General features: G+C 35.4%; 17 protein-coding genes. 1 reads left to right on the top strand and 16 read right to left on the bottom strand.

Annotated features, from left to right (window positions below; translation table 11 throughout):
- Positions 1 to 35: 35 nt before the first annotated feature.
- The 11 genes from Q0X02_RS05390 to Q0X02_RS05440 all read right to left on the bottom strand — a co-directional run bounded on the left by Q0X02_RS05390 (position 36) and on the right by Q0X02_RS05440 (position 11794).
- Positions 36 to 2627, bottom strand: a complete 2592-nt coding sequence (locus tag Q0X02_RS05390; protein WP_297812693.1) for a cell wall-binding repeat-containing protein — start codon at positions 2625 to 2627, stop codon at positions 36 to 38.
- Positions 2628 to 2779: 152 nt separating this feature from the next.
- Entirely contained in the window at positions 2780 to 3463 is a 684-nt protein-coding gene (locus Q0X02_RS05395; protein ID WP_297812696.1) for a hypothetical protein, read from the bottom strand.
- Positions 3464 to 3465: 2 nt separating this feature from the next.
- The gene (locus Q0X02_RS05400) at positions 3466 to 3891 is read right to left on the bottom strand and encodes a hypothetical protein (RefSeq protein ID WP_297812699.1); all 426 of its coding nucleotides are present in this window, start codon (positions 3889 to 3891) and stop codon (positions 3466 to 3468) included.
- A 14-nt stretch (positions 3892 to 3905) separates the two neighbouring features.
- Positions 3906 to 4325 carry a MarR family winged helix-turn-helix transcriptional regulator gene (locus Q0X02_RS05405; RefSeq protein WP_297812702.1) on the bottom strand — a complete coding sequence of 140 codons (420 nt, stop codon included), beginning with the start codon at positions 4323 to 4325 and terminating at the stop codon, positions 3906 to 3908.
- A gap of 158 nt (positions 4326 to 4483) precedes the next feature.
- The gene (locus tag Q0X02_RS05410; protein ID WP_297812705.1) at positions 4484 to 5866 is read right to left on the bottom strand and encodes an ABC transporter ATP-binding protein; all 1383 of its coding nucleotides are present in this window, start codon (positions 5864 to 5866) and stop codon (positions 4484 to 4486) included.
- Complete coding sequence (locus Q0X02_RS05415; protein ID WP_297812708.1) at positions 5854 to 6540, bottom strand: energy-coupling factor transporter transmembrane protein EcfT; 687 nt, start codon at positions 6538 to 6540, stop codon at positions 5854 to 5856. Before Q0X02_RS05415 ends, Q0X02_RS05410 begins: the two co-directional genes overlap by 13 nt.
- Positions 6540 to 7118 carry an MptD family putative ECF transporter S component gene (locus Q0X02_RS05420; RefSeq protein WP_297812712.1) on the bottom strand — a complete coding sequence of 193 codons (579 nt, stop codon included), beginning with the start codon at positions 7116 to 7118 and terminating at the stop codon, positions 6540 to 6542. The genes Q0X02_RS05415 and Q0X02_RS05420 overlap by 1 nt, the downstream gene beginning before the upstream one ends.
- 8 nt (positions 7119 to 7126) lie before the next feature.
- Positions 7127 to 8842, bottom strand: coding sequence for an ABC transporter ATP-binding protein (locus Q0X02_RS05425; protein ID WP_297812715.1), 1716 nt, complete (start codon positions 8840 to 8842; stop codon positions 7127 to 7129).
- Positions 8826 to 10580 (bottom strand): ABC transporter ATP-binding protein, encoded by a 1755-nt coding sequence (locus Q0X02_RS05430; RefSeq protein WP_297812718.1) that lies wholly within the window; start codon positions 10578 to 10580, stop codon positions 8826 to 8828. Before Q0X02_RS05430 ends, Q0X02_RS05425 begins: the two co-directional genes overlap by 17 nt.
- Positions 10581 to 10635: 55 nt before the next feature.
- Positions 10636 to 11217, bottom strand: a complete 582-nt coding sequence (locus tag Q0X02_RS05435) for a TetR/AcrR family transcriptional regulator (RefSeq protein WP_297812720.1) — start codon at positions 11215 to 11217, stop codon at positions 10636 to 10638.
- Positions 11218 to 11356: 139 nt separating this feature from the next.
- The gene (locus Q0X02_RS05440) at positions 11357 to 11794 is read right to left on the bottom strand and encodes a GNAT family N-acetyltransferase (RefSeq protein ID WP_297812722.1); all 438 of its coding nucleotides are present in this window, start codon (positions 11792 to 11794) and stop codon (positions 11357 to 11359) included.
- A 205-nt stretch (positions 11795 to 11999) separates the two neighbouring features.
- Between Q0X02_RS05440 and Q0X02_RS05445 the strand changes: the two genes are divergently transcribed.
- Entirely contained in the window at positions 12000 to 13007 is a 1008-nt protein-coding gene (locus Q0X02_RS05445) for a TrkA family potassium uptake protein (RefSeq protein ID WP_297812726.1), read from the top strand.
- A gap of 32 nt (positions 13008 to 13039) precedes the next feature.
- Here the strand turns inward: Q0X02_RS05445 and Q0X02_RS05450 are convergent, their stop codons facing one another.
- The 5 genes from Q0X02_RS05450 to Q0X02_RS05470 form a co-directional block, all read right to left on the bottom strand.
- Entirely contained in the window at positions 13040 to 13519 is a 480-nt protein-coding gene (locus Q0X02_RS05450; RefSeq protein WP_297812727.1) for an NAD(P)H-dependent oxidoreductase subunit E, read from the bottom strand.
- Positions 13520 to 13671: 152 nt separating this feature from the next.
- A complete protein-coding gene (locus Q0X02_RS05455) occupies positions 13672 to 14985 on the bottom strand; it encodes a DUF438 domain-containing protein (RefSeq protein ID WP_297812730.1) in 1314 nt (437 codons plus the stop codon).
- A gap of 77 nt (positions 14986 to 15062) precedes the next feature.
- Positions 15063 to 15809, bottom strand: coding sequence for a carboxylesterase (locus Q0X02_RS05460; RefSeq protein WP_297812733.1), 747 nt, complete (start codon positions 15807 to 15809; stop codon positions 15063 to 15065).
- Between the two features lie 44 nt (positions 15810 to 15853).
- Positions 15854 to 16333 carry an ABC transporter permease gene (locus tag Q0X02_RS05465; RefSeq protein ID WP_297812737.1) on the bottom strand — a complete coding sequence of 160 codons (480 nt, stop codon included), beginning with the start codon at positions 16331 to 16333 and terminating at the stop codon, positions 15854 to 15856.
- Between the two features lie 273 nt (positions 16334 to 16606).
- On the bottom strand, positions 16607 to 20425 hold the full coding sequence (locus Q0X02_RS05470; protein WP_297812740.1) for a YPDG domain-containing protein: 3819 nt from the start codon (positions 20423 to 20425) through the stop codon (positions 16607 to 16609).
- Positions 20426 to 20678 lie beyond the last annotated feature (253 nt).

A 20678-nucleotide genomic window follows, 5' to 3' on the forward strand; every position in this document is an offset into this window, starting at 1 on the left:
TCAAATGACTCTGATTTTTTTTGTTGTTATTTCGATTATTTTTTTGCTTTTCCCAATTCACTGACTACGAAATTTGGAATTGATTTTTCGCCACCAACAACGACTAAATTGTGGTCGATGTTTTTGTTAACGTAGTCTTTTACTTCTTTTGAAACTCCGTATTTGCTGACTAGCAATATAGGCATTTTTTGACTTGCAGCCACAGGTGATGCGACTAATGCGTCTGCGAATACTTCTCCGCTTGCTACATAAGCTGATTTTGCTTTGAAAAGTTTGTCGGCGATTTTTGCAGATGTTTCGTATCTGTTCTTTCCTGCGATTCTTTGCGTGTCATTTGGCAATTCATCTTTTACATATTCAGAAATGGAGTTCACGCCACCGGCAAGTATAGTCTTGTTGATTTTGTTGTCGTTGATAACTTTCGCAACTTTTTCGTTTATCGAATATTTTTGTACCAACAAAATCGGATAATTTTCTCCTGCTGCGTATGCTCCTGCTGTGAGTGCGTCGGCGAAGTTTTCTCCGCTTGCAATTATAGCTGTGTTCTTGTTGCCGGCAACTTTTATCAATTTTTCTGCCAACGCCGCAGATGTTTCGTATCTGTTGTCGCCCGCAATTCTTTCTATGTCGCTGTCTTTGTCGTAGTATATCAAAGAATTTTCTACACTTCTAGTTATAGAATTTATTCCACCGACGATTATTACATTTTTGGCTTTTAATCTTACGATTTCAGATTTTACTCTGTTGTCCAAATTGTCGCTTTCAGTCAACAAAATTGGCGCTTTCAATTTGCAAGCAAGTGATGAAGCTGCAAGAGAATCCGGATAAATGTCGCTTCTCGCAATAATTACAGTATCGGCTTCTTTGTATTTTTTCTTTGAAACCTCAATTGCAGTTGCGATTCTGTCGTATCCCGAAATTCTGTTTATTTTTGATTCGTCCTTGTCCGAGAATTTTACGTTCATAGTGACTTTTAGTTTGTTTTTGGAATTGATATTGTAGTCAAATGTCACCGTCTTTGCGTCTTTGTCGACTGTCAATTTGTTTTTATCTATTGTTGCCGATTTCAAATTACTAACTTTCGTAGCGTCGAATTTTCCAGGAAGTTTTGTCAAATCAAACGAATTATCTTCCTTGTTTATTTCAATATCCAATTCTTGTAAAGTCAGATTGTTCAAATCCAAAGAAGCATCTCTTGTCTTCGAAAAATCCAAGTTGCTCAATCTATTGTCTCCACAGTAGAGAGATTTCAATCCAGTGCTTTTTTCGAGATTTAAATTAGTCAACAAATTTTTGCTGCACTTCAATTCCAACAATTTATAATTTGATGTGATGTCGAGATTTTCCAACTTGTTGTAGCTACAATCGAGTTCTTCCAAGCTCGAACAAGAATTTACATTCAAATTTTTGAGCAAATTATCGTGACACTTCACGAATTTTAAAAGAGATTTGTTGCTCAAATCCAATTTTTCGAGAATGTTGTTCGTACACTCAATCTGTTTTAACAATATGTTGTTGCTCAAATCCAAGTTCGAAATTCTGTTGTAATCGCAATACAATTCTTCAAGTAATGTATTATTTTTCAAATTCAATGTGTTCAAATTGTTGTTTTTGCAACTTAAATACTTTAATTTTGTGAGTTTGCTCACATCTAAGTCTCTGAGGTTTGTTTTGTCGCAGCTCAATGTTTCTAAGTCTGTGTTGTTTTTTAAATCTATTTTTCCCAGATAATTTTCATCGACATAAAGCTTCTTTAATTTTGTGAGTTTACTTAAATCCAAATCGGAATTTGCGTTTCCCGAAATTCCCAATTCAACAAGTTCAGTGTTGTTTTTCAAATCTATTGGCACCAGTATTTTATTGTAATCACAATTTAAAACAGTGAGTTTTTTGTTGTTGGAAACATCTAGCAAACCAAGGTTGTTGTATGAGCAGTCCAATTCTTTTAGAGCTGTGCAGTTTTTTAAATTCAATTCATTTAATTTGACTTGCATACAAGTTAATTTTTCAAGTTTGCTGTTGTTTCCGAGTTTAAGTATACTCAAAGAACCATTCATTATTTCCACTTCGACGAGTTCCGTGTTTTTTGTTAAATCCAAAGATTGCAAACTAGTTCTGTTGCAAACTAATTTTGTAAGCTTTGTATTGTTGCTCAAATCGAGTTGAGTTGCATAAATCTGAGTGGCGTTCAAATCAGTAAGCTCTGTGTTTTTGCTTAAATCGAGTTGTGCCATTGGATTATGCGATATGTTCAATTTCTTTAATTTTGTATTCTTGCTTAAGTCTATTTTTTCCAAACTCATACCTGAAAGATTTATGTTTTCAAGTTCAGTAAAATTTTCAATTCCCTTGACATCGAATTTGTCAAAGTTAGAATCTTTTGGGAAAGAATATCTCGACAAATTTAGTTCTTTGATGTCTTTGATTTCCGACGGACTGAATTTTCCATCCTTGTTTTTATCGTATTTTTCGCCTTTTAAAAGCTCTCTGAAATTATTGTCAGGAAAGTTTGTTCCATTGATTTGCACATCATCCGCCTGTGCAATCGATGAATTAAACGAAAACGCTCCTACAATTATCGCCGTCGCTAACAGCAGTTTGGCGAGTTTTTTTGACTTTTGGTTCATATTGCCCTCCTATTTTCACAAATTTATTTTTGTGTATATTTATATTTTAACCTATCGACGCTTTTTTTAAAACAAAATACATCTTTTATTTTTAATTTTTTCTTCGAGAATAAAAAAGCTCTTGGAATAAACCAAAAGCTTTTGAAAATATTTTAATTTGCGAACAACAACTGCAATCCCATTGCTATCATCCAAATGTAGGCACAGGTTTTCGGCATCATTAACGCTCCTATTTTCGGAAATTTTTTGCTGAAAACTGTCACCGGAATGTAGCACAAAAACGAGATTATTATTGCCCACACCATTTTCCCCATTTGAATGCCGTTTGAATTTCCAGATATCTTGTACAAAATTATCACGCAAATTCCCGTAACTGCAAACACCGTGTTTCTTATAATGGATAATTTGAGATTTCCAGCTCCCGTCCAATCATTTTGCGGCAACAAGCAAATTGCAATTCGAATTATCGCACTCGCCCAAATCAAAAAATCCAAAATCTGCGAAGATTTTATTTCGGGAAATGTGAGCTTCCAAATATACAACAACAAGACGTAGAAAACAGTCATCGTTATGGACGAGATTTGTAGTCCGATTCCAAGTTGTTTTTCGATTTTTTCGCTAGTTCCGTTCAATGCTCTTTTTACTCGTGGAATCAAATGGAACGCATCTCCGAAGCACAACGTCAACGTCAGTACTCCGTACATCACAAACAACGGATTGTTCTTCGAGAAAATAAAAAACAAAATCCCTGCGACCAAATCAAAACTCAAATACCCAATGTCGAACACAACTTCAAACAAATCAAAAAAACGTGGTTTGTATTTTTCTTCTGTCATAACTATCTCCCCTTTTCAATTTTTTCACAACAAAAATAATTCACGATGAAGACAACTCCGCTCATAGCCAGTGCAGCTCCCAACCCCGTGTAGAAAAAAGCTATAAAATACTGCGGAAATATTCCCATATTTCTTATCCCTATTCCGAAAGACATCATACAAAACATTATTAGGTATGATTTTGCATCGAAAAAATTCCAGAAAGGTCTGTCGCTTTCGTATTGCAAAATTCTTTTCGTGTGCTTTTGTGTCATTTTGTAAAACATCAATCCAAACAATCCAAAAATCACAACACTAAGTGCATACCAATACAATTTTTTATCTATTTGAAAATAAGAAATAATTCCCAGTCTCGTGACGTTAGTTCCAGCGATTAACCACACAATTCCAGCAATCAATAAAAGAGTTTTCTTTTTTACTTTGAACATAAATCCTCCTCATATCACAGACACTCCTCGGCGTTTTTGCAAATCTTCGAGAAAATTTCCGTAAACACATTCATCTCATCATCGCTCAAATTTCTGAAAAGACTTTTCATAAATTTTTTCTGACAATTTACTCCGTCTACGACAATATCATTGGCTTTTCGTGACAAAAAAATCTCGACGTATTTTTTGTTTTCTTTTCTCGGTTTTTTTTCGATAAATCCCTTTTGCTCTAAATGTTTCAGCGAAGTCGACACGTGTGATTTCGTGGATTTTCTAGCTCGTACGATTTCGGCGAGCGTGTTTTGTTCTGGTTTGTAGTGAAGAAACATCATCGTGTCGTATTCCATTTGCGTCAAATTGTATTTGTCCAAAACAGATTTTGTGAGCGATTCGTACAAAAGTGTAATCGACTTGTGCTTGTCCCAAAAATTCATTTAATAACACCTCATTGTTCTATTTAGAACTATTGTAGTTCTTTTAATCTTTTTTGTCAACAAAATTTTAAATTAATCAAAATCATTGGCAAGTTTCAAAAATTTTTTCGCAACAAAAAACCTCTGCAATTTCTCGAAAAAATCACAAAGGCTTGTTTTTAAAAATTATTTTCTTTTTCTATATCCAACACATAATCACTTGTTTCGTTCAAAAATTCCACATCGTGCGAAACAATGAAAATTATCCTGTCGTCGTTTTTCAGTTCTTTTATCGTCTTCGATATCGCCATCATATTTTTGTAATCCATTCCGCTTGTCGGCTCGTCAAAGAAAATAAAATCCGCCATATCGCAAACGCTCGTCAAAATAGCGACTCGCTGTTTTTGTCCGCCGGACAAACTCATTGGGTGGTCTGTCTTGAACGATAAGAGATTCAATTTTTGTAAAAGTTCATCTATCATCTCTTCTTTTATTTCTTGGTTTTTGAGTTTCAATTCAGTATCCACCGATTCGCTGAACAATTGATTGTTCACATCCTGCATAACAAGTGAAGATTTTTTCAATCGCTCGTTTTTGCTGAGAAGTTTTCCATTGTAGTAAACTTTTTCTTTTGATTTTTTCATCACGCCAATCAATGATTTTACAAATGTCGACTTGCCACATCCGTTTGCCCCGACTATTCCATAGACGAAGCCATTGTTGAAGTGAAGGTTTTTCAATTCGAGCTTTTTGTCTTTTGCAAACTGAAAACTCAAATTCTCGAGGTAGAGCTGTCCATCATCAGTGATTGAATCGACTTTCATTTTTTCTTTTACAATGCTTCGAAGACCCATCTTGTGCAACTCATCCGTGCTAAACTGCAAAAATTCTTCTCTCGAGTAGATTTCTTTTATTTCTCCATCTTTTATATACAAAAGTCTGTCGAAGATATCCATAAGATAATACAGCCTGTGTTCGGCAATAATCAAGCTTATTTTTTCTTTTTTCAAAATTTTGAGCATTTTTTCGAGGATATCTATATATTTTCTGTCCAAATTTGACGTCGGCTCGTCCAGCAACATAAACTTGCATCCGGAAATATACGCACTTGCAAGACACAAAACCTGTTTTTCGCCTCCAGACAAATCAAAAATATTTCTGTTGAGTAAATATTCTATTGGGAAAATCTCCAACATTTTCTCCAACCTCTTGTCCATTTCTTTTCTGTCGAGGCCAATGTTCTCCAAGAAAAACAAAAGCTCCTGTGTCGTATTGATGTTGAAAAAATGGGTTTTTGGATTTTGAAAAACCGACGACACTAACATCGCTATTTCATACATTTGTTTGGATTTCACATCGGTGTCGTCAATTTTTACGCTTCCATCTATCTTCGCAGTGGTGAATTTTTCCAAAATTCCGTTTATCGAATTTAATATCGTCGTCTTGCCACAGCCGCTTTCACCGGTGAGAACAACACATTCTCCATCTTTTATTTGCAAATTAATGTTTTTTAGTACTTGTTTTTCTCCGTAAGACACGTTTAAGTTTTCTATTTTAACCATAAAACACCTCCGAAAAACAAAATCGCAAACGAAATCACATAAATAAAATCGACAAGTTTGAATTTAACTTCAAAATATCTTGTTTTTTCGCATGGATTGGAGATTGCTTTGCACTCCGCTGCCTTCGCTATGTCATCGGCTATATTTGTCGACACGATTATGAGCGGAACGAAAACATACTCCAAGTACTTTGCGAAATTTTTCTTGGATATTCCTCGGATTTTCATCGCCGTCTTGATATTGTTTTTTTCTTCCTTGAACGAAGGAAAAAATCTGAACATAACTGCCAACGGAATGGAAAGTTGTCTCGGAACTTTCAACATTCCAAGGGAAGTGATTATGGAGCTAACATCTGATGTTCTTAACAGAAAACTTCCCGCAAGATATGGCAGATAAAACATTCTGACCATCAGAAAAAGTCCGAGAAAAATTTTTATCGCAAATGGAAGCTTCCACAGTCCTTCGTAATTTGGCAGATAAATCAGTGCCAAAAATAATAAAAGTGATTTTAACGCAAATTTTTTGTAATCATTTATGAAGAAAAACACGCAAAATAAGATTGCAATTGGTATTTCGGTGTGAATTTGGTTCAAAATTGTAAAACTCATCAAAATCAATACTATAAATTTGCTTATAGGATTTGGATTTACGATGGAGTTTTTGTAGATAGGCATTAAACTATACCAGCTCTTTCAAAATGTTTTTTGAGCAATTTTTTGCCGATGTATGCTCCTATAAGTCCACCGAGGAACGCTCCCAAAAATACCAACGCCATATTCGGATATGTTATCAGTTTTTCCAAGGCGTGCGTGTATTCGTCACCCATCATTTTGCACATTTCGATGTATTTTTCTTTGGCTAAAAGCATTTGACTTAAACTTGCGCCAATCCACATTGAAAATACCGCACAAGAGAGCATATTGTATTTCATACTGTTGTAGTTGCCAATCTTTCTTATCAATTCTGCGATTAGAATTATGATTGCCGCTATTACAATTACAATATAAGTGTGTCCCGCCAAAAACATAATGCCTGGCATTATAATTCCAAAAATAAATAGCGCAAATGGTTTTTGTTCCTTCGCCATAAACAACAACACCAACGGCCCGCAGATAATCCCCGCGATTGTCGGATACACTAGAAATAGTATCGGCACGACTCCAATCATTCCTATTCCGAACATCAACACGAAATATATTACAGCAAAAATTCCTATCAATACTAAATCTTTAATCTCCAATTTTTTATTCATTTTTTCTCCTAGTAAACAAATTCTTCAGCTGCTTTGGTTTTTTCAACCAATTTTTTATAAGTTTCACTCACTTTCAATAGTTCATCGTGAGTTCCAATTTCTTCGACTTTTCCCTGCTTTAAAACGACAATTTTGTCGGCATTTTCGATTGACTTCATCCTGTGAGAAATAATTATTACAGTTTTGTTTTTTATCAATTTGTTCAACGATTTTTGAATTTTTCTCTCATTGTCAACGTCCAAGCTCGAAGCTATTTCATCTAAAATAAGAATCGGTGAGTCCTTCAAAAATGCCCTCGCTATGGAAAGTCTCTGGCGTTCTCCTCCGGATAATTGCTCTCCATTTTCCCCGATTTCCGCTTCAAAACCGCCTTTCAAATTTTCGATGAAATCACAGTTTGCTAGTTTTGCCGCAGCGATGACTTCCTCATCGGTCGCATCTTTTCTTCCGATTCTTATGTTTTCCATAATGCTGGTGTTAAAAAGTTTTACATCTTGGAAAACTATCGAAATATTTTTGTACAGACTTTCCGTCGAAACTTGTTTGATATCTTGATTTCCAATCAAGATTTCTCCCTCGTCGTAATCGTACAATCTGGAAATCAATCGCAAAATCGTAGTCTTGCCACAGCCCGATTCTCCCACAATTGCTGTCACCATTCCCTGCGGTGCAGTAAAACTTACTTTGTCAATTATCTTCTTGTCCTCGTACGAAAATTCTACATTTTTTAATTCGACATCGAAATTATCAAATTCCGTGTCCTTGCCTTTCAAAACATTTGCGTTTCGTATTTCGTTTATTCTCGTTACTGCGGAATCTATATAGAAAATTTCCATAAAAGATTCCGTATTGGAGTCAACAACTTCTTTTATTTTCATCGCCGCTAAAATATATCCCAATAGATAAAGAATAGAAATTTCTCCATTTTTCATCAGGAAAATCCCCAATATTATCGTCAACGGAAGTGAAAAGTGAGCGAAAATTCCCGAAAACAGCATTATAAGAGAATTGTTTTTCTCTGTCGACCAGTGAATTTTTTCGCTGTCGTCAAGTTTTGCGTAGAGATTTTCTCTTATTTTGTCCGAAAGATTGAAAGCGCTGATTTCTTTTGAAAGTTCGATTCTTTGTTGAAAAGCGTTGGAGTTTTCTCTCAATCTAACGTAGTACTTGTTGAATTGTCCTTTGCTGTAATTTTTGGACAACAGATAAAATAAAAACGATAATAATGTCGGCCCAACAGCAACGATTGTCATCTTCCAATTTCCAATCAACATCAAAACGGTGATGAGCGGCATAAAAAACACAAATCCTATCGCTTTCGGAATAGCGTGGCTACTCGCGTGTTCTATCGCGGAAACATCCGCCATTATACTCTGTGCGAGGTCTGACAAATCGTGTTTCGAAAAGTAGGACATTTTAAGTTCGGACAATTTTTTTGCCAAATCAATTCTGAGTTTCGCAGATTCCTTGTACGTTTCGTTGTATTGAGATTCGTATTCCATACTCAAAAGTATGAACATAATTATCAATGTTGCAAAAGAGAAAATCAGGTAAAATTTTCTGCTCTGTGCTTTATCCAATAGAAATTGCTCCATTAAAATCATAAGTAAAATTGCGGGACACATATTTATGACAAAAACCAAAAAACTGTAAAAGCTTGCCTTTATCGTTCCTTTTACTCCATCATCTGTGAGCGCAAATTTGTTTTTAAGAAAGTTCTTCATCGCTAACCCTCCATTCATTTGCCATTGTGTACATATTGTAGAGCTTTTTGTATTTGCCATCTTGTTCGAAAAGTTGTTGGTGCGAACCTCTTTCGACAATTTTTCCGTCTTCTACGAGGAGAATTTCATCCACTCCTCTTATCGCCGATAGCCTGTGTGCAATCATAAGAACCGTTTTGTCTTTCATCAAATTTTTGAAAGCTTTTTGTAGCTCGTATTCATTATCCGGGTCAATCGACGCAGAAGCTTCGTCCAGTATAACTATTTTCGAATTTTTCAAAATAGCTCGTGCAATTGCGATTCGTTGACATTCTCCACCAGAGAGATAAATTCCATCAGTTCCTATCTTCGTTTGCTCTCGTTCTTCGAGCCTGTCCAATAGGCTGTCGAGACCTGCAAGCGAAATAGCTTTTAGCACTTCTTCTCTCTTGGCTCCATCTTTCGCCAACGCTACGTTGTTGTAGATTGTGTCAGAAAAGAGCTTCGAATCTTGGAATACAAATGATATTTCCCTCAAAATTGCATCTTGCGAGTAGGTTTCTATGTTTTTCCCTCCGATTAAAATTTCTCCTGAATCAATCTTGTAGTACGCACAGACGAGTTTTGCGATTGTCGATTTGCCTGAGCCTGATTCTCCGACAAGTGCGTAGATTTTGTTTTCTCCGAGTTTGAGCGAAAGATTTTCGATGACTTTTTTCTCATCATAAGAAAATGTTACGTTTTTAAATTCTATGTCGTGATTTTCAAAAACTTCTTCATTTCCAAACGTAATCTTTTCTTCTTGCATTTGCGTGTATAATTTTTCCAATGAGTCTACTGCATAACTTCCTTGAAAAGAATACATGCTGACGTACATAACAGCCATAAGTGCGGAGAACATCAATCCCGACAAGAACATTATCATTATCAAGTCAAGTGCGATTAGCTTGGGCTGTCCTAATTTGTCTAAAAAGAACACCAAAGGTATTGTAAGTATTGCTATCATTCCAAAAAATAGTTCTTGATATACCACATAAGTAGGTTTGCATTTTTTTGAGTACTTGTAGGCGTAATCCGAGTATTCATTTATTAATTTGAAAAGTTGTTTCATCGAGGAAACTGACACGCCGAAAATTTTAATAACTGAAATTCCCCTGATGTATTCGACGGTTTCCGCCGACAATTTGTCCAAAGCTTCTTGATAAATTTTCATAAAATCGCTTCCTCCCATCATACTGAACAGACACAGAAGCGATAAGATTGTCAAAAACAAAATGCACAATCCAACTCTTAAACTTATAAAAAATCCCAATACCAAAATAATTATCGGCATCGTAAATGCTTTCGTATTGTCCGGAATCATATGTGCTACTATTGTATGAGTTAGCGCTGCGTTGTCATCGATTATTTTTCTCGTACTGCCCGATGAATGTGTGTCAAAAAATTTGAAGCTCGCCTTGCTCAATCCCTCTACACCTTTTTTTCTTAAAACATTCTCCAAGTGAAATCCGATTTTGTGTGCTATAAGCACCGATAAAAAATAAATTACAGCTCCCACAAAAATAAATCCAGCTATTTTAAATGCGAAGCTCTCCGCCGAAGTCAAGTTTGAATCGACAATAAGGGTTTTCAAAAACTTGTAAATCAAGTAGTAACCATAATTTATAAATACGCACGAGATAAATGAGCAGAGTATAGCGACAAATACAAGAGGTTTTAAATTGGAAACGTAATTCAACAATTTTTTGTATACTTTCATATTTTCTCCTTTCTAAAAGATTATGATATTCATTATCAGTAAAAAATAAAAAAAATTATCCCTCCTTCAAAATTAGCAAAAACATTTTTTCAATCAAATCCTTTTTCTTCAACAGAAGTTGTCTGGATTGTAAAATATTTGATGACAGTATCGTAGAATTGATAAAAAAAGTCAGAATTTCAAATTTCTCGGCTGCAATGCTGTACTCTTTGAAGTCAATATTTATCGACTTGAAGGCTTCTATTGTTTTACGCACTAAAATTTTGTAAATTTCTTCAAGTTTTTTGTTTCTTTTTTTCGTAAGCAAAAACTCCACATAAACTCCTGTTAGCGTTGTATCGTCTATTACTTTTTTTGTCATTTCTCTTGCCAAAAATTCGATACTCAGTTTTTTTTCTGCATCCAAAGATTTTTTTATAATTTCATTTCGGTAATTGATGCCATCGACCATCAAATCGTAAATAATGTCGGTTGTGTTCTTGTAGTAGTGGTAAAATCCTCCCTTTGATAGACCGGTTTCTCTGACCAAATCTTCCATTGTGGTGTTTGAAAATCCCAGCTCGACAAAAACTTTCGCCGCAACTTTTTTTATTTCTTCTTTTCTCTGTTCGTATGACATTCTTTTATTTCTAACCATATTTACCTCTATCGACGCTATCGTCTATAAGAAAATTATAGAACAATTTTATCTCGTTGTAAATAGTTTTTTTTAAAAATGATGCCAACAGATTTGTTGGCACCACCAAATAAATATCGCTGTTGATTTTTTTGAATTTTTAAAATTTATGGTAAAAACACGCCGAATCCGACAAATCCCATGCGCCTTGTTTTTTGTAAAAATTATAAGCTGGGCTGTTTTTTAAAGTTGTAAAAAAAGCTCCGCTGACTTTTTGTTTTTTCAATTCGTCGATGGTTGTCTGATACAATTTCGTAGCGACGCCTTTTCTCCTGTATTCTTCAGATACAAAAAATTCATAGATGTAGTAGGTCGTTTCTTGTGAGTATTTTCTCGTGTGTCCCATTATCGCCGCAATTATTTTGCCTTTTTCAACTACAACATTTCCGTAAAATTTTGGAAATTCTAAAATAGTGTTAAGCGATTCTTTTGCTGTTTCTTCTGTCCAATTGTCATTCCAGGGTTCTTTATTGTATGTTTCGACCATAAGATGAGATAATTCATCGAGGTCTGATTTCAAAATTTTTCTAACTTCCAAATCAATTCTCCTCCTATTATTTTATTAATTGTTGCAATTCAGCTTTTATTGATATTCATTATTATTATACACGCTAAAAAAAACTCACACAACTAGAAAATTTTTTTGAAAACCATCGAAGAAAATCCGTTATTTTTTTTCAGATTTTTTTGTTGTAGTTTTTTGTCGAAGATTATATTATAATTGAAACAACAAGGAGTGGCTTATGGACGAAAAAAGGAAACTGAAATTTATTTTTTACGCGTTTACGCTTTTATTGGTTGTCGGCGTAGTTGGATATATGTTTTTGTTAAAAGTAGACTTTATCGATGCTTTATATATGACTGTCATTACAATTTCGACCGTTGGTTTCGGTGAGATTGGCACTACGAGCAATTGGTCGGAGCTTTTTTCGATTGTGATGATTTTTTTGGGCGTCGGCACTGTCGGTTACGCTTTTACTACGATAGTTGCGATGTTTGTTGAGGGAAAAGTTAAAGATTTGTGGAAGGGAAGTAAAATGGACAAAAAAATTTCTGCTCTAAATGCTCACTACATTATTTGCGGTTCTGGAGAATTGGCAGAGGTAATAATCAAAAAATTTATTGACGAAAATTTGGATTTTGTTGTAGTCACAGACAATCGCGAGGACCTCGATGATTACAGCCATGACGATATTTTGGTGGTGGAAGGCAATTCCACAGAAGAAAGCGTGTTGGAGCAATGTGGAATCGAGAAAGCGAAGGGACTTGTGTCTGCTTTAGATTCTGAAGTGGATAATATCGTAACGGTTTTGACGGCGAGAAATCTCAACAAAAATATTTACATAATTGCAAATGCAATCACAAAATCCGGCAGCGAAAAATTGCTAAAAGTCGGTGCCAACAAAACACTGTCCGCCGTGGAAATCAGCGGAAAAAGAATGGCTTCGTTGATGATAAAGCCAAATATAATCTCGTTTTTGGACGTGGTTACGAGAATCGGAGATGTGGAATTGGATTTGGAAGAAGTTGTCGTCAAAAGTGGCTCTTATCTCGAAAACAAAAATCTTCTCGAAGCGCAAATTCCGAGCAAAACCGGTCTCATTGTCCTTGCGATAAAAAAAATCGAGGACGACAAAATGCTTTTCAATCCACCGGTCAACTACACATTTAAAATCGGCGATGTTCTAATCGTTCTCGGAAGAGAAGAACAAGTTGAAAAATTAAAACACTTAGGTGATGAAATAAAATAAAGGCTAGCGTCAAGCTAAGCCTTTTTTCGTTTTTATCGTATTTTTTCGAGAACTTGTTTTGTTTTTTCCTTGTCCATATGATGATAAAATTTGCCATTAATCATTATGTTGGGGCCATCTTTGCATTTTTTGAAACAATTTTGCGACCTGAGACTTATTTTGCCGTCAGGTGATGTTTCGTTAAAATCCAATCCCAGTTCTTTTTTCACCGTTTTCAAAACTTCCATAGAGCCATTTTTCGCACATCTCGGCCCAGAACAGCACACTATTTCGTATTCAACTTTCGACTGCTTGATGGATGGTATAAATTTTATTATCGTTTTGATGAATTTCTCGTCAATTTCGAAAGCTTCTGCGATTTGTTTTTGGTGGCTGATTGAAACGCAGCCGAAAAAATCTTGGCAATTTCTAATCGAAACCTTCGCCCCTTCTTGACTTCCCTTGCCAAAACTTTCAACAGTTTCGTCCAATTTTTCCTTAAAAATCAATTCTTCATTTATATCTTCGTTCATATTTTCCCCTCAAAAATTTATTTTGCACACAGGCTAAAATTTTTCACAAAAAATCCCCTTCTTTAAACTATTTATACCCACAACTGTTTCATTCAAGCAAAAAATAGATGAGTTTTGTCCCATCTATTTTGATATTTGCAAAATTTTCGACATCAATCGTTTTGTTTTTTTAGATAGTCCTTGTAGAAACTCATATCCTGAACAATTTCAAGAACTCCTTTGTAGATTTCGTTTTTGTCTCGCACTGCGTAGTAGCTAACTTGGTAGTCTTTGTCCCCGATTTTTTTGACAAGCTTCAACGAATCTCTCTTTTTCTCTTTGAAATCTTTTATGAGTGCTCTGACCATCGGTTCTATTTGTGGCGGATGACAAGTGTAGACTTCTCGTCCCAACGAACTCATCGGCCTTTTAAAAACTTTGGCTTCTTTGTTGTCGTTGTAATACGAATTTATATCATTGTCATCGACAAAAGTTATTTCAAATTCCATCGTATCCAACATAGCCTCTAACTGGTCGACTCTCATTTTACCCTTTCTGAAATGAATGTAGTCGTCCTCTCTGATATTTTTTTCTTCGACAACATCTGCGTAGGAAATCAAATTGTGTTCGTAGTCTTTGAGATCCTCGTACAACATATCCAAATCATCTTTTGTAAATGTGTCTTTCAAAAGCGGATAGAGAATGTTTTCTTCTTTGTAGGTCATTTCGTCGGCTCTCGTCAGACAATCCTCGAAAAGTTTTTTGTTTTTATCTTTTATTGCCCTTTTTAAGTTTTTCGATATCTCAACATCAACTGCCCACATTATATCCGATGGACCCGGTTTGTTGTACTTCACTTTCAACAGCGGATAAATCAAATCGCCTTTTTTCTTGTAGTGCGAACAAATTTTTAGGATTCCATCGTCAAAATCCATTTTTGCGATGGCTTTCTTTATCAATTCTTTTACTTTTTCATTTTCCCTCGCCATATACGAAATAAATTTTTGTCCGTCGTAATTTTCTTCGTTTTTTTCGTTGTCTGTCATCCCGTGAAACAACGCCGAATGCACATCGCACAATTTTCTGACTTCTTCTTTGTCTATTCCCGAACTCAAAAGTTCTTCTTCTGCATCCATTATTTCAGACGAAGACACCCCTTCAAAATTTGCCACAAAATCCTTTCTTACGGCTTCGAGATTTTCTCCGTTCGACAGTCTTTCAATGTAATTTTTCAAAAGCAATTTTCTATGCACAACTTCATCGTCATTTGACGAATCGACTACCTCATACCCAAACTTTTCAAGTTTTTCAGATAGATTTTCGATTCCCATTATCTTTGCTCCACGTTTCAGCGAAACTTTTTTTGCCATTGTGTTGAACATTAGTGGATTGTCCAACGCTTTGAATCCCATATTTATGAGAATATCTTTTAATTCTGGATTTTCTGTAACTAGAACATAAACAGCTTTGTTAATATCAATTTTCATATTTGCCTCCTATTTTATTTCTTTATTATAAAGTTTATGATAATTATTATCAGTAACATTTGTTACAACTTTACAAACTATTTTGTGTCGAAAAACTTTCTAAGCTTTTTCGCATATTCTCGTGGATTTTCGTGCAGAAATTGTCCATGCCCCATTTTTTCAAAAACTTCGCTATTCATTTGGACGAGGTGTTTTTTGAGGATAGTTTCACTTTTCAGAGGTAGTGGCTCATTGCTCCCTCTCCAAAATAAAACCGGATTGGTGAAATTTTTCAAATTTTCTGAAATTTTATAGTGGTAAATGAATTTGCAGCAATTTTTGATTGTCTTTTCAGAAATTTTCTCGTAGAACATTTCCACAACGCTTTCGTTGTCTTTTCCCATAACCATATTCAATAATGGCCTTGGAATTTGTCTTTTGCTTTTAATCATATTCGCTCCAAAAACAAAAGCTCTCGTCAGTAGAGGTGCAATCCATCCGAGTTCAACCGTGATGGCGGCATCGAGCAAAACTTTTTGTGCGGAGATTTTCCCCCTTGAAATTAGTTCAACGGCAATCGTCGCCCCCATGGAAAAGCCACAAATTCCGTAGACTTTTCCGCCCATTTCATCCAGTATGTAGTTTTCAACTTTATCAATGGTTTTTTCCAAGGATGATACGTCGTTGGGCTTTGTAGGACAATGGCCGTCCAACTCACACAAAACGACATAATAGTCTTGTAGATAAGGCAACAGTTCGCCAAAACACAACTGTGCAGTCGATGCCAATCCGTGAATAAATAAAATCGATTTGTCGTTTTTGTTTCCGTACGAAATAAAATTCATCGTCTTTTCCTTTCCTATAAGTGATTTTTAACTCTAATCCGACTTTAAAACAATGTCAACAAATATCCATCGACAATTGCCACCAAAAAATGCAACGGCACGGCTCTCAAAAATGCGTGGACGTGTTTTTTCGGATTTTGGTACAGGGATTTTTGTGGAATTTCTGAAAATCTTATTCGGCTCGTGTTTCTCCACCACAACAAGTCGATTACCACGAGGTCAAAAACATTCAAACTTTCTCCCAATATGAAAAGCGATAAAAAATTTTTGTCAAAATTTCTAGTTCGTATCGCCAAACCCATAAGAAAAAACAACACGCAAAACAGTACAAAATTTGCCAACCACACTGCAACCTTTCCTCTTTCCACAAACTTCCCACGATATTTTTCTGTTTCTTTGATGATTTGCTGAACTTCGTCCGGATATGAGCTGTAATTTTTCAGATTTTTCGCATCAGTTCCCGTTCCAACGACACATAAAACAAAAAATAATAAACACAAAATCAAAGTTTGTAGCAAAAGCATATTCCACCTCCAAGGATTTCACTGACTTAAATTCAACAGTTATATGATTTGTATTCAAAAAGCAGCTTCACATTTTTCGATTTTTAAACCATTAATGATATTCATTGTCACTTTTATTATACACCTTTGATTTCTCAAATTTTACGCTATGTGATGATTTTTATCAAAAAAACTGACCTCCATCAGTTAGCTTGGCTACTAACTTACGAGGTCAGTTGAAAATCTGCGATTTTTTTTCATAGGATATTAATGAAGATTAAAAATCATCGCATATTATTTATTTTTTTTCTTTGAAATGCAAAATCCGCTAACCACTGATAAAGCAGCCGCTGCCAAAGTCATTACTTCGTTTTCATAACCAGCTTTTGGCATTTTTTTCTTGCGAGAAATTTTTGCTTTTTGTGAATCTTTTCTGTCTTTTTTCTCAACATTTATCACTACTTTTGTTTTTATAACCGTGTCATTTTCTGTCGATGTTGTCGGCTCGTTTGGTTGAGTTGATTTGCCAGATTCTGTGAACAAAGCGAATACTTTTGTCGTAGAACCTTTTATTGTGGCAACAACAGTCAGCTCTATTCTGTCGCCATTTTTGTAGCCAGTTGTGTCAAATGTCAACTCTCCAGTTTTTGAATTGATTTTTGCATTCGCTGGAGAATTTTTTTCCAATGAGAACACAGTTCCTTCTGGCATTTTTATAATTTTTCCATCTTTGTCCCTGAACACCGCATTGATTTTTACCACAGAACCTTTTCTAACTGTTTTTTGTTCGTATTGCAATGATAATCCTTTGTTTTTGTTGTTAACTGATGGTTTCTTTGCATTTTTTTGTGGTTTTGTTTGTGGTTTTTTTTCAGGAGTTTTGTTGTCTGATGGTTTTTTAACCTCTGGCTTTTTCACTTCTGGCTTTTGTTGTGGCTTGTTTGGTTTTTGGTTTCCAGATTCCGGTGTTGATTCCGGCTTGTTTGGCTTTTGGTTTCCAGATTCTGGTGTTGATTCTGGCTTGTTTGGCTTTTGGCTTCCAGATTCCGGTGTTGATTCCGGTTTATTTGGCTTTTGGTTTCCAGATTCCGGTGTTGATTCCGGTTTATTTGGCTTTTGGTTTCCAGATTCTGGTGTTGATTCCGGTTTATTTGGTTTTTGGCTTCCAGATTCTGGTGTTGATTCCTGTTTGTTTGGTTTTTGGCTTCCAGATTCTGGTGTTGATTCCTGTTTGTCTGGTTTTTGCTCGATTTTCTTGGCAACGGACTTCACTACTTTTGGCGAAGACTTTTTGTTTGCTTCTGTTTGAGTTGCTGTCACGTCATCTTCTGGTTGCAATTCTTTTTCCAAATCAACTTTCCAAGTTCCGTCGGAGTTTACTTTCGTAGTGTATGTTTTTTCTGTTGATTTGTCTTTTGAAATTACAGTTATTTTTATTTCTGCTTCGGCAATTCCCTTTCCACCAACTTGTTTGTCACCAGCTTTCACATCAAAAACCAATGGGAATGACGAGTACCATTTTTGTTCGTTGTTTGGCTTTTGGTTTCCAGGTGCTGGATTTGATTCCGGTTTGTTTGGCTTGTGCTCGATTTTTTTGGCAACAGACTTCACTACTTTTGGCGAAGATTTTTTGTTTGTTTCTGTTTGAATCGCTGTCACGTCATCTTCTGGTTGCAATTCTTTTTCCAAATCGACTTTCCAAGTTCCATCGGCGTTTACTTTCGTAGTGTATGTTTTTTCTGTTGATTTGTCTTTTGAAATTACAGTTATTTTTATTTCTGCTTCGGCTATTCCCTTTCCACTAACTTGTTTGTCACCAGCTTTCACATCAGAAACCAACGGAAACGTTGAAGATTCTTTTTGTTCGTTGTTTGGCTTTTGGTTTTCAGGTGCTGGATTTGATTCTGGTTTGCTTGGCTTGTTTTCTTTCGCTGCAACTACTATATCAGTCGAATCAGATACGCCTTTTCCGTCTTGTTTTTGGAATGCGGAAATAGTGTCTCCTTCTCTGAAATTTTTAGAAGCATCAATTGTAACCGACCATTTTCCTTCTCCATTTACAACAACATCTGTTGCCAAGATAATTGCCTTGCGAGACTCTTTGTCTACTTTCGAAAGACTTATTTTCGCCCCAGCTACTCCAGTTCCAGAAATAACAGCGTCACCTTCTTTTACTTTATTTACATTTGGCGATTGTGATTTTTCTTGTTCAACTTCACTAGTTGGTTTCGCAGTTACTTTTAATGTTCTTTCAGCGTTTTTATAAGTGTTTTTTCCAAACTGAGTGACAATTATTTCATCGCCAACTTTTAAAGCTTCATCAGATTCTGCTGTCCAATTTCCCTTTCCGTCAGTTGTCTGCTTAGCAGTATAAACGTAAGTCTTGTCTTTGTGTCTGATTTCAACTCCAATTGTATCACCAGGATTATAAGTTCCAGAAATTTTTATTTGACCCTCATAAGCTGGATTTATAGTCAATTTTGCTTGTGCTTGTTTATCAGCTTCATCTTCGTCTTCTTGTGAAGGTTGATTATCTTGTGGTTTTTTATTTGGTTCTTGACTGTCGTCCTTCTTTGCTGCTACAACAGAACTTACTTGTTGAGAAATTTCCTTGCCTTCTTCTTGTTGAACAACCAAGACAACGTCATCCTTTTTCAATTCTTTGCCTTTTGGAACACTCAAAGTCCATTTTCCACTGTCGTCCACCACAATATTTTCTCCCATTATAAGACCTTGTGGGCTATTTCCAATTGTTTTTGTAACATGGATTTTGGCACCTGCTTTTCCTGTTCCTGATATAGTTGCATCTCCCTCTGCAACAGAATTTATTGTCGGAGTTTCTGATTTCTCTTTTGCAGTTGTGTGTCCATTGTCTTCTGAATTTTCTTGTCCTGGATTTTTTTTGCTGTCTTGTCCTTCTTCTGTTTGTTGTTTGTTTTTGTCAGATTTTTTTTGAATTACAAGTTTTTTCACGCTCTTAGCAAGTTGGTTTTCTTGTGTATATTCATTAACTGTTATCTCGTCACCAGCTTCTAATTTTTCCTCTGCGTTTACAGTCCAAGTTCCATTTGGGTCTAAAACTCCACCAGTTTCAAATTTCTTTTCACCAGTTTTTGATTTTATAGTTACAAGAAGAGTGTGCTCCTTGTCATAGTTTCCAGTAATCTTAGCATCGCCTTCAGTCACATCATTTATAGACAATTTTAATTCTTGTTGTGGTTGTTGCTCTTGTGATTTTTTCTCCTCAACCAACTTGAATGTTGGTGTTGGAGCTTTCCCTTCTTCAGTTTGTATGGCACGAATTTTGTAATTTTTCTTTATCAATTCTCCACTAACTGTAACTTCCCAAGTCCCATTGTCTTTTACAGTTGTATTTCCAATTAAATCACCTTCACCATCTGTGCCTTTCACTACTTTTAGTTCAATTTTTGCCCCTTTTTCTCCAGTTCCAGTTATTTTTGTTTGTCCTTCGAATATTTCTTTTATCAATGGAGCCTTTGAAGATACTTTGTTTACTTGAATCGTAGCTGTGATATTTGCTTGTGATTTATCATTAAATACTAAAACAACATCAAACGAAACAATTTTACCGGCTTGTTTTTCATTTGGCGTGTAACTAATAACACCTGTTGAAGAATTGATTTCTGCTCCCTCAACATTTTTGCCTAATTTGAAAGTAGCACCTTGTGGAATTGCTTCTGCATTTTGATTGACTTTATTTTTAAATTTTGGTGAAATTGTTGTAGCTTTGTTTACATCAGTTAGTCCTGGTGAATATGTCACTGTGTATTTTGTGTTGTCTTTTACTTCGTTTTTCTTTTCTTCAACTTGATCATCTGGGTTTGATTTGGAATCAGGGCCTTGAGGATTGTTTTTCTCATCACCTGTTCCATTTTTTTCTTGTGGAGAAGGCGATGCAACTTGATTGTCTTCTACTAAAACAGCAGAAGGATTCTCAATATTTGCGCCTGATACACTTGGTGCGAAAACACACGCATATCCCAAAATACATGACACTACACCGATTGACAATTTTCTCAATCCGTATTTTGGCGTTCTATTCTTCGTATTTGCAAATTTTTCTTCAACGATTTTGTTTAATTTATTTTTCATCTCTTTTCCTTTCATTTTTACAATTTTTATCAACTCGTCAAATAATTTAGAATAGATTTTTTAATAAAGCCCGGTAATAAAGAATTGTAAGCCGCAATTATCATTCTCCAAGTTTTATTAGATAATTTATTTTTCAAATTGACGAGATGAAATTTTTTCATTGCATATTTTACCATATTGATTTTAAAATTCAAACCTCCAATTCTGTCTCTTATACACATCTCCGAGCCCACGAGACCGTTATTCTAATCTC

The organism is uncultured Finegoldia sp. (assembly GCF_947252345.1).
Classification (GTDB): domain Bacteria; phylum Bacillota; class Clostridia; order Tissierellales; family Peptoniphilaceae; genus Finegoldia.

Coding starts and splice junctions, on each gene's coding strand:
- Q0X02_RS05425 (WP_297812715.1), bottom strand. CDS start 8,842: ATGAAGAACTTTCTTAAAAACAAATTTGCGCTCACAGATGATGGAGTA.
- Q0X02_RS05450 (WP_297812727.1), bottom strand. CDS start 13,519: ATGAACGAAGATATAAATGAAGAATTGATTTTTAAGGAAAAATTGGAC.
- Q0X02_RS05430 (WP_297812718.1), bottom strand. CDS start 10,580: ATGAAAGTATACAAAAAATTGTTGAATTACGTTTCCAATTTAAAACCT.
- Q0X02_RS05400 (WP_297812699.1), bottom strand. CDS start 3,891: ATGTTCAAAGTAAAAAAGAAAACTCTTTTATTGATTGCTGGAATTGTG.
- Q0X02_RS05405 (WP_297812702.1), bottom strand. CDS start 4,325: ATGAATTTTTGGGACAAGCACAAGTCGATTACACTTTTGTACGAATCG.
- Q0X02_RS05395 (WP_297812696.1), bottom strand. CDS start 3,463: ATGACAGAAGAAAAATACAAACCACGTTTTTTTGATTTGTTTGAAGTT.
- Q0X02_RS05415 (WP_297812708.1), bottom strand. CDS start 6,540: ATGCCTATCTACAAAAACTCCATCGTAAATCCAAATCCTATAAGCAAA.
- Q0X02_RS05420 (WP_297812712.1), bottom strand. CDS start 7,118: ATGAATAAAAAATTGGAGATTAAAGATTTAGTATTGATAGGAATTTTT.
- Q0X02_RS05465 (WP_297812737.1), bottom strand. CDS start 16,333: ATGCTTTTGCTACAAACTTTGATTTTGTGTTTATTATTTTTTGTTTTA.
- Q0X02_RS05410 (WP_297812705.1), bottom strand. CDS start 5,866: ATGGTTAAAATAGAAAACTTAAACGTGTCTTACGGAGAAAAACAAGTA.
- Q0X02_RS05470 (WP_297812740.1), bottom strand. CDS start 20,425: ATGAAAAATAAATTAAACAAAATCGTTGAAGAAAAATTTGCAAATACG.
- Q0X02_RS05390 (WP_297812693.1), bottom strand. CDS start 2,627: ATGAACCAAAAGTCAAAAAAACTCGCCAAACTGCTGTTAGCGACGGCG.
- Q0X02_RS05435 (WP_297812720.1), bottom strand. CDS start 11,217: ATGGTTAGAAATAAAAGAATGTCATACGAACAGAGAAAAGAAGAAATA.
- Q0X02_RS05460 (WP_297812733.1), bottom strand. CDS start 15,809: ATGAATTTTATTTCGTACGGAAACAAAAACGACAAATCGATTTTATTT.
- Q0X02_RS05455 (WP_297812730.1), bottom strand. CDS start 14,985: ATGAAAATTGATATTAACAAAGCTGTTTATGTTCTAGTTACAGAAAAT.
- Q0X02_RS05445 (WP_297812726.1), top strand. CDS start 12,000: ATGGACGAAAAAAGGAAACTGAAATTTATTTTTTACGCGTTTACGCTT.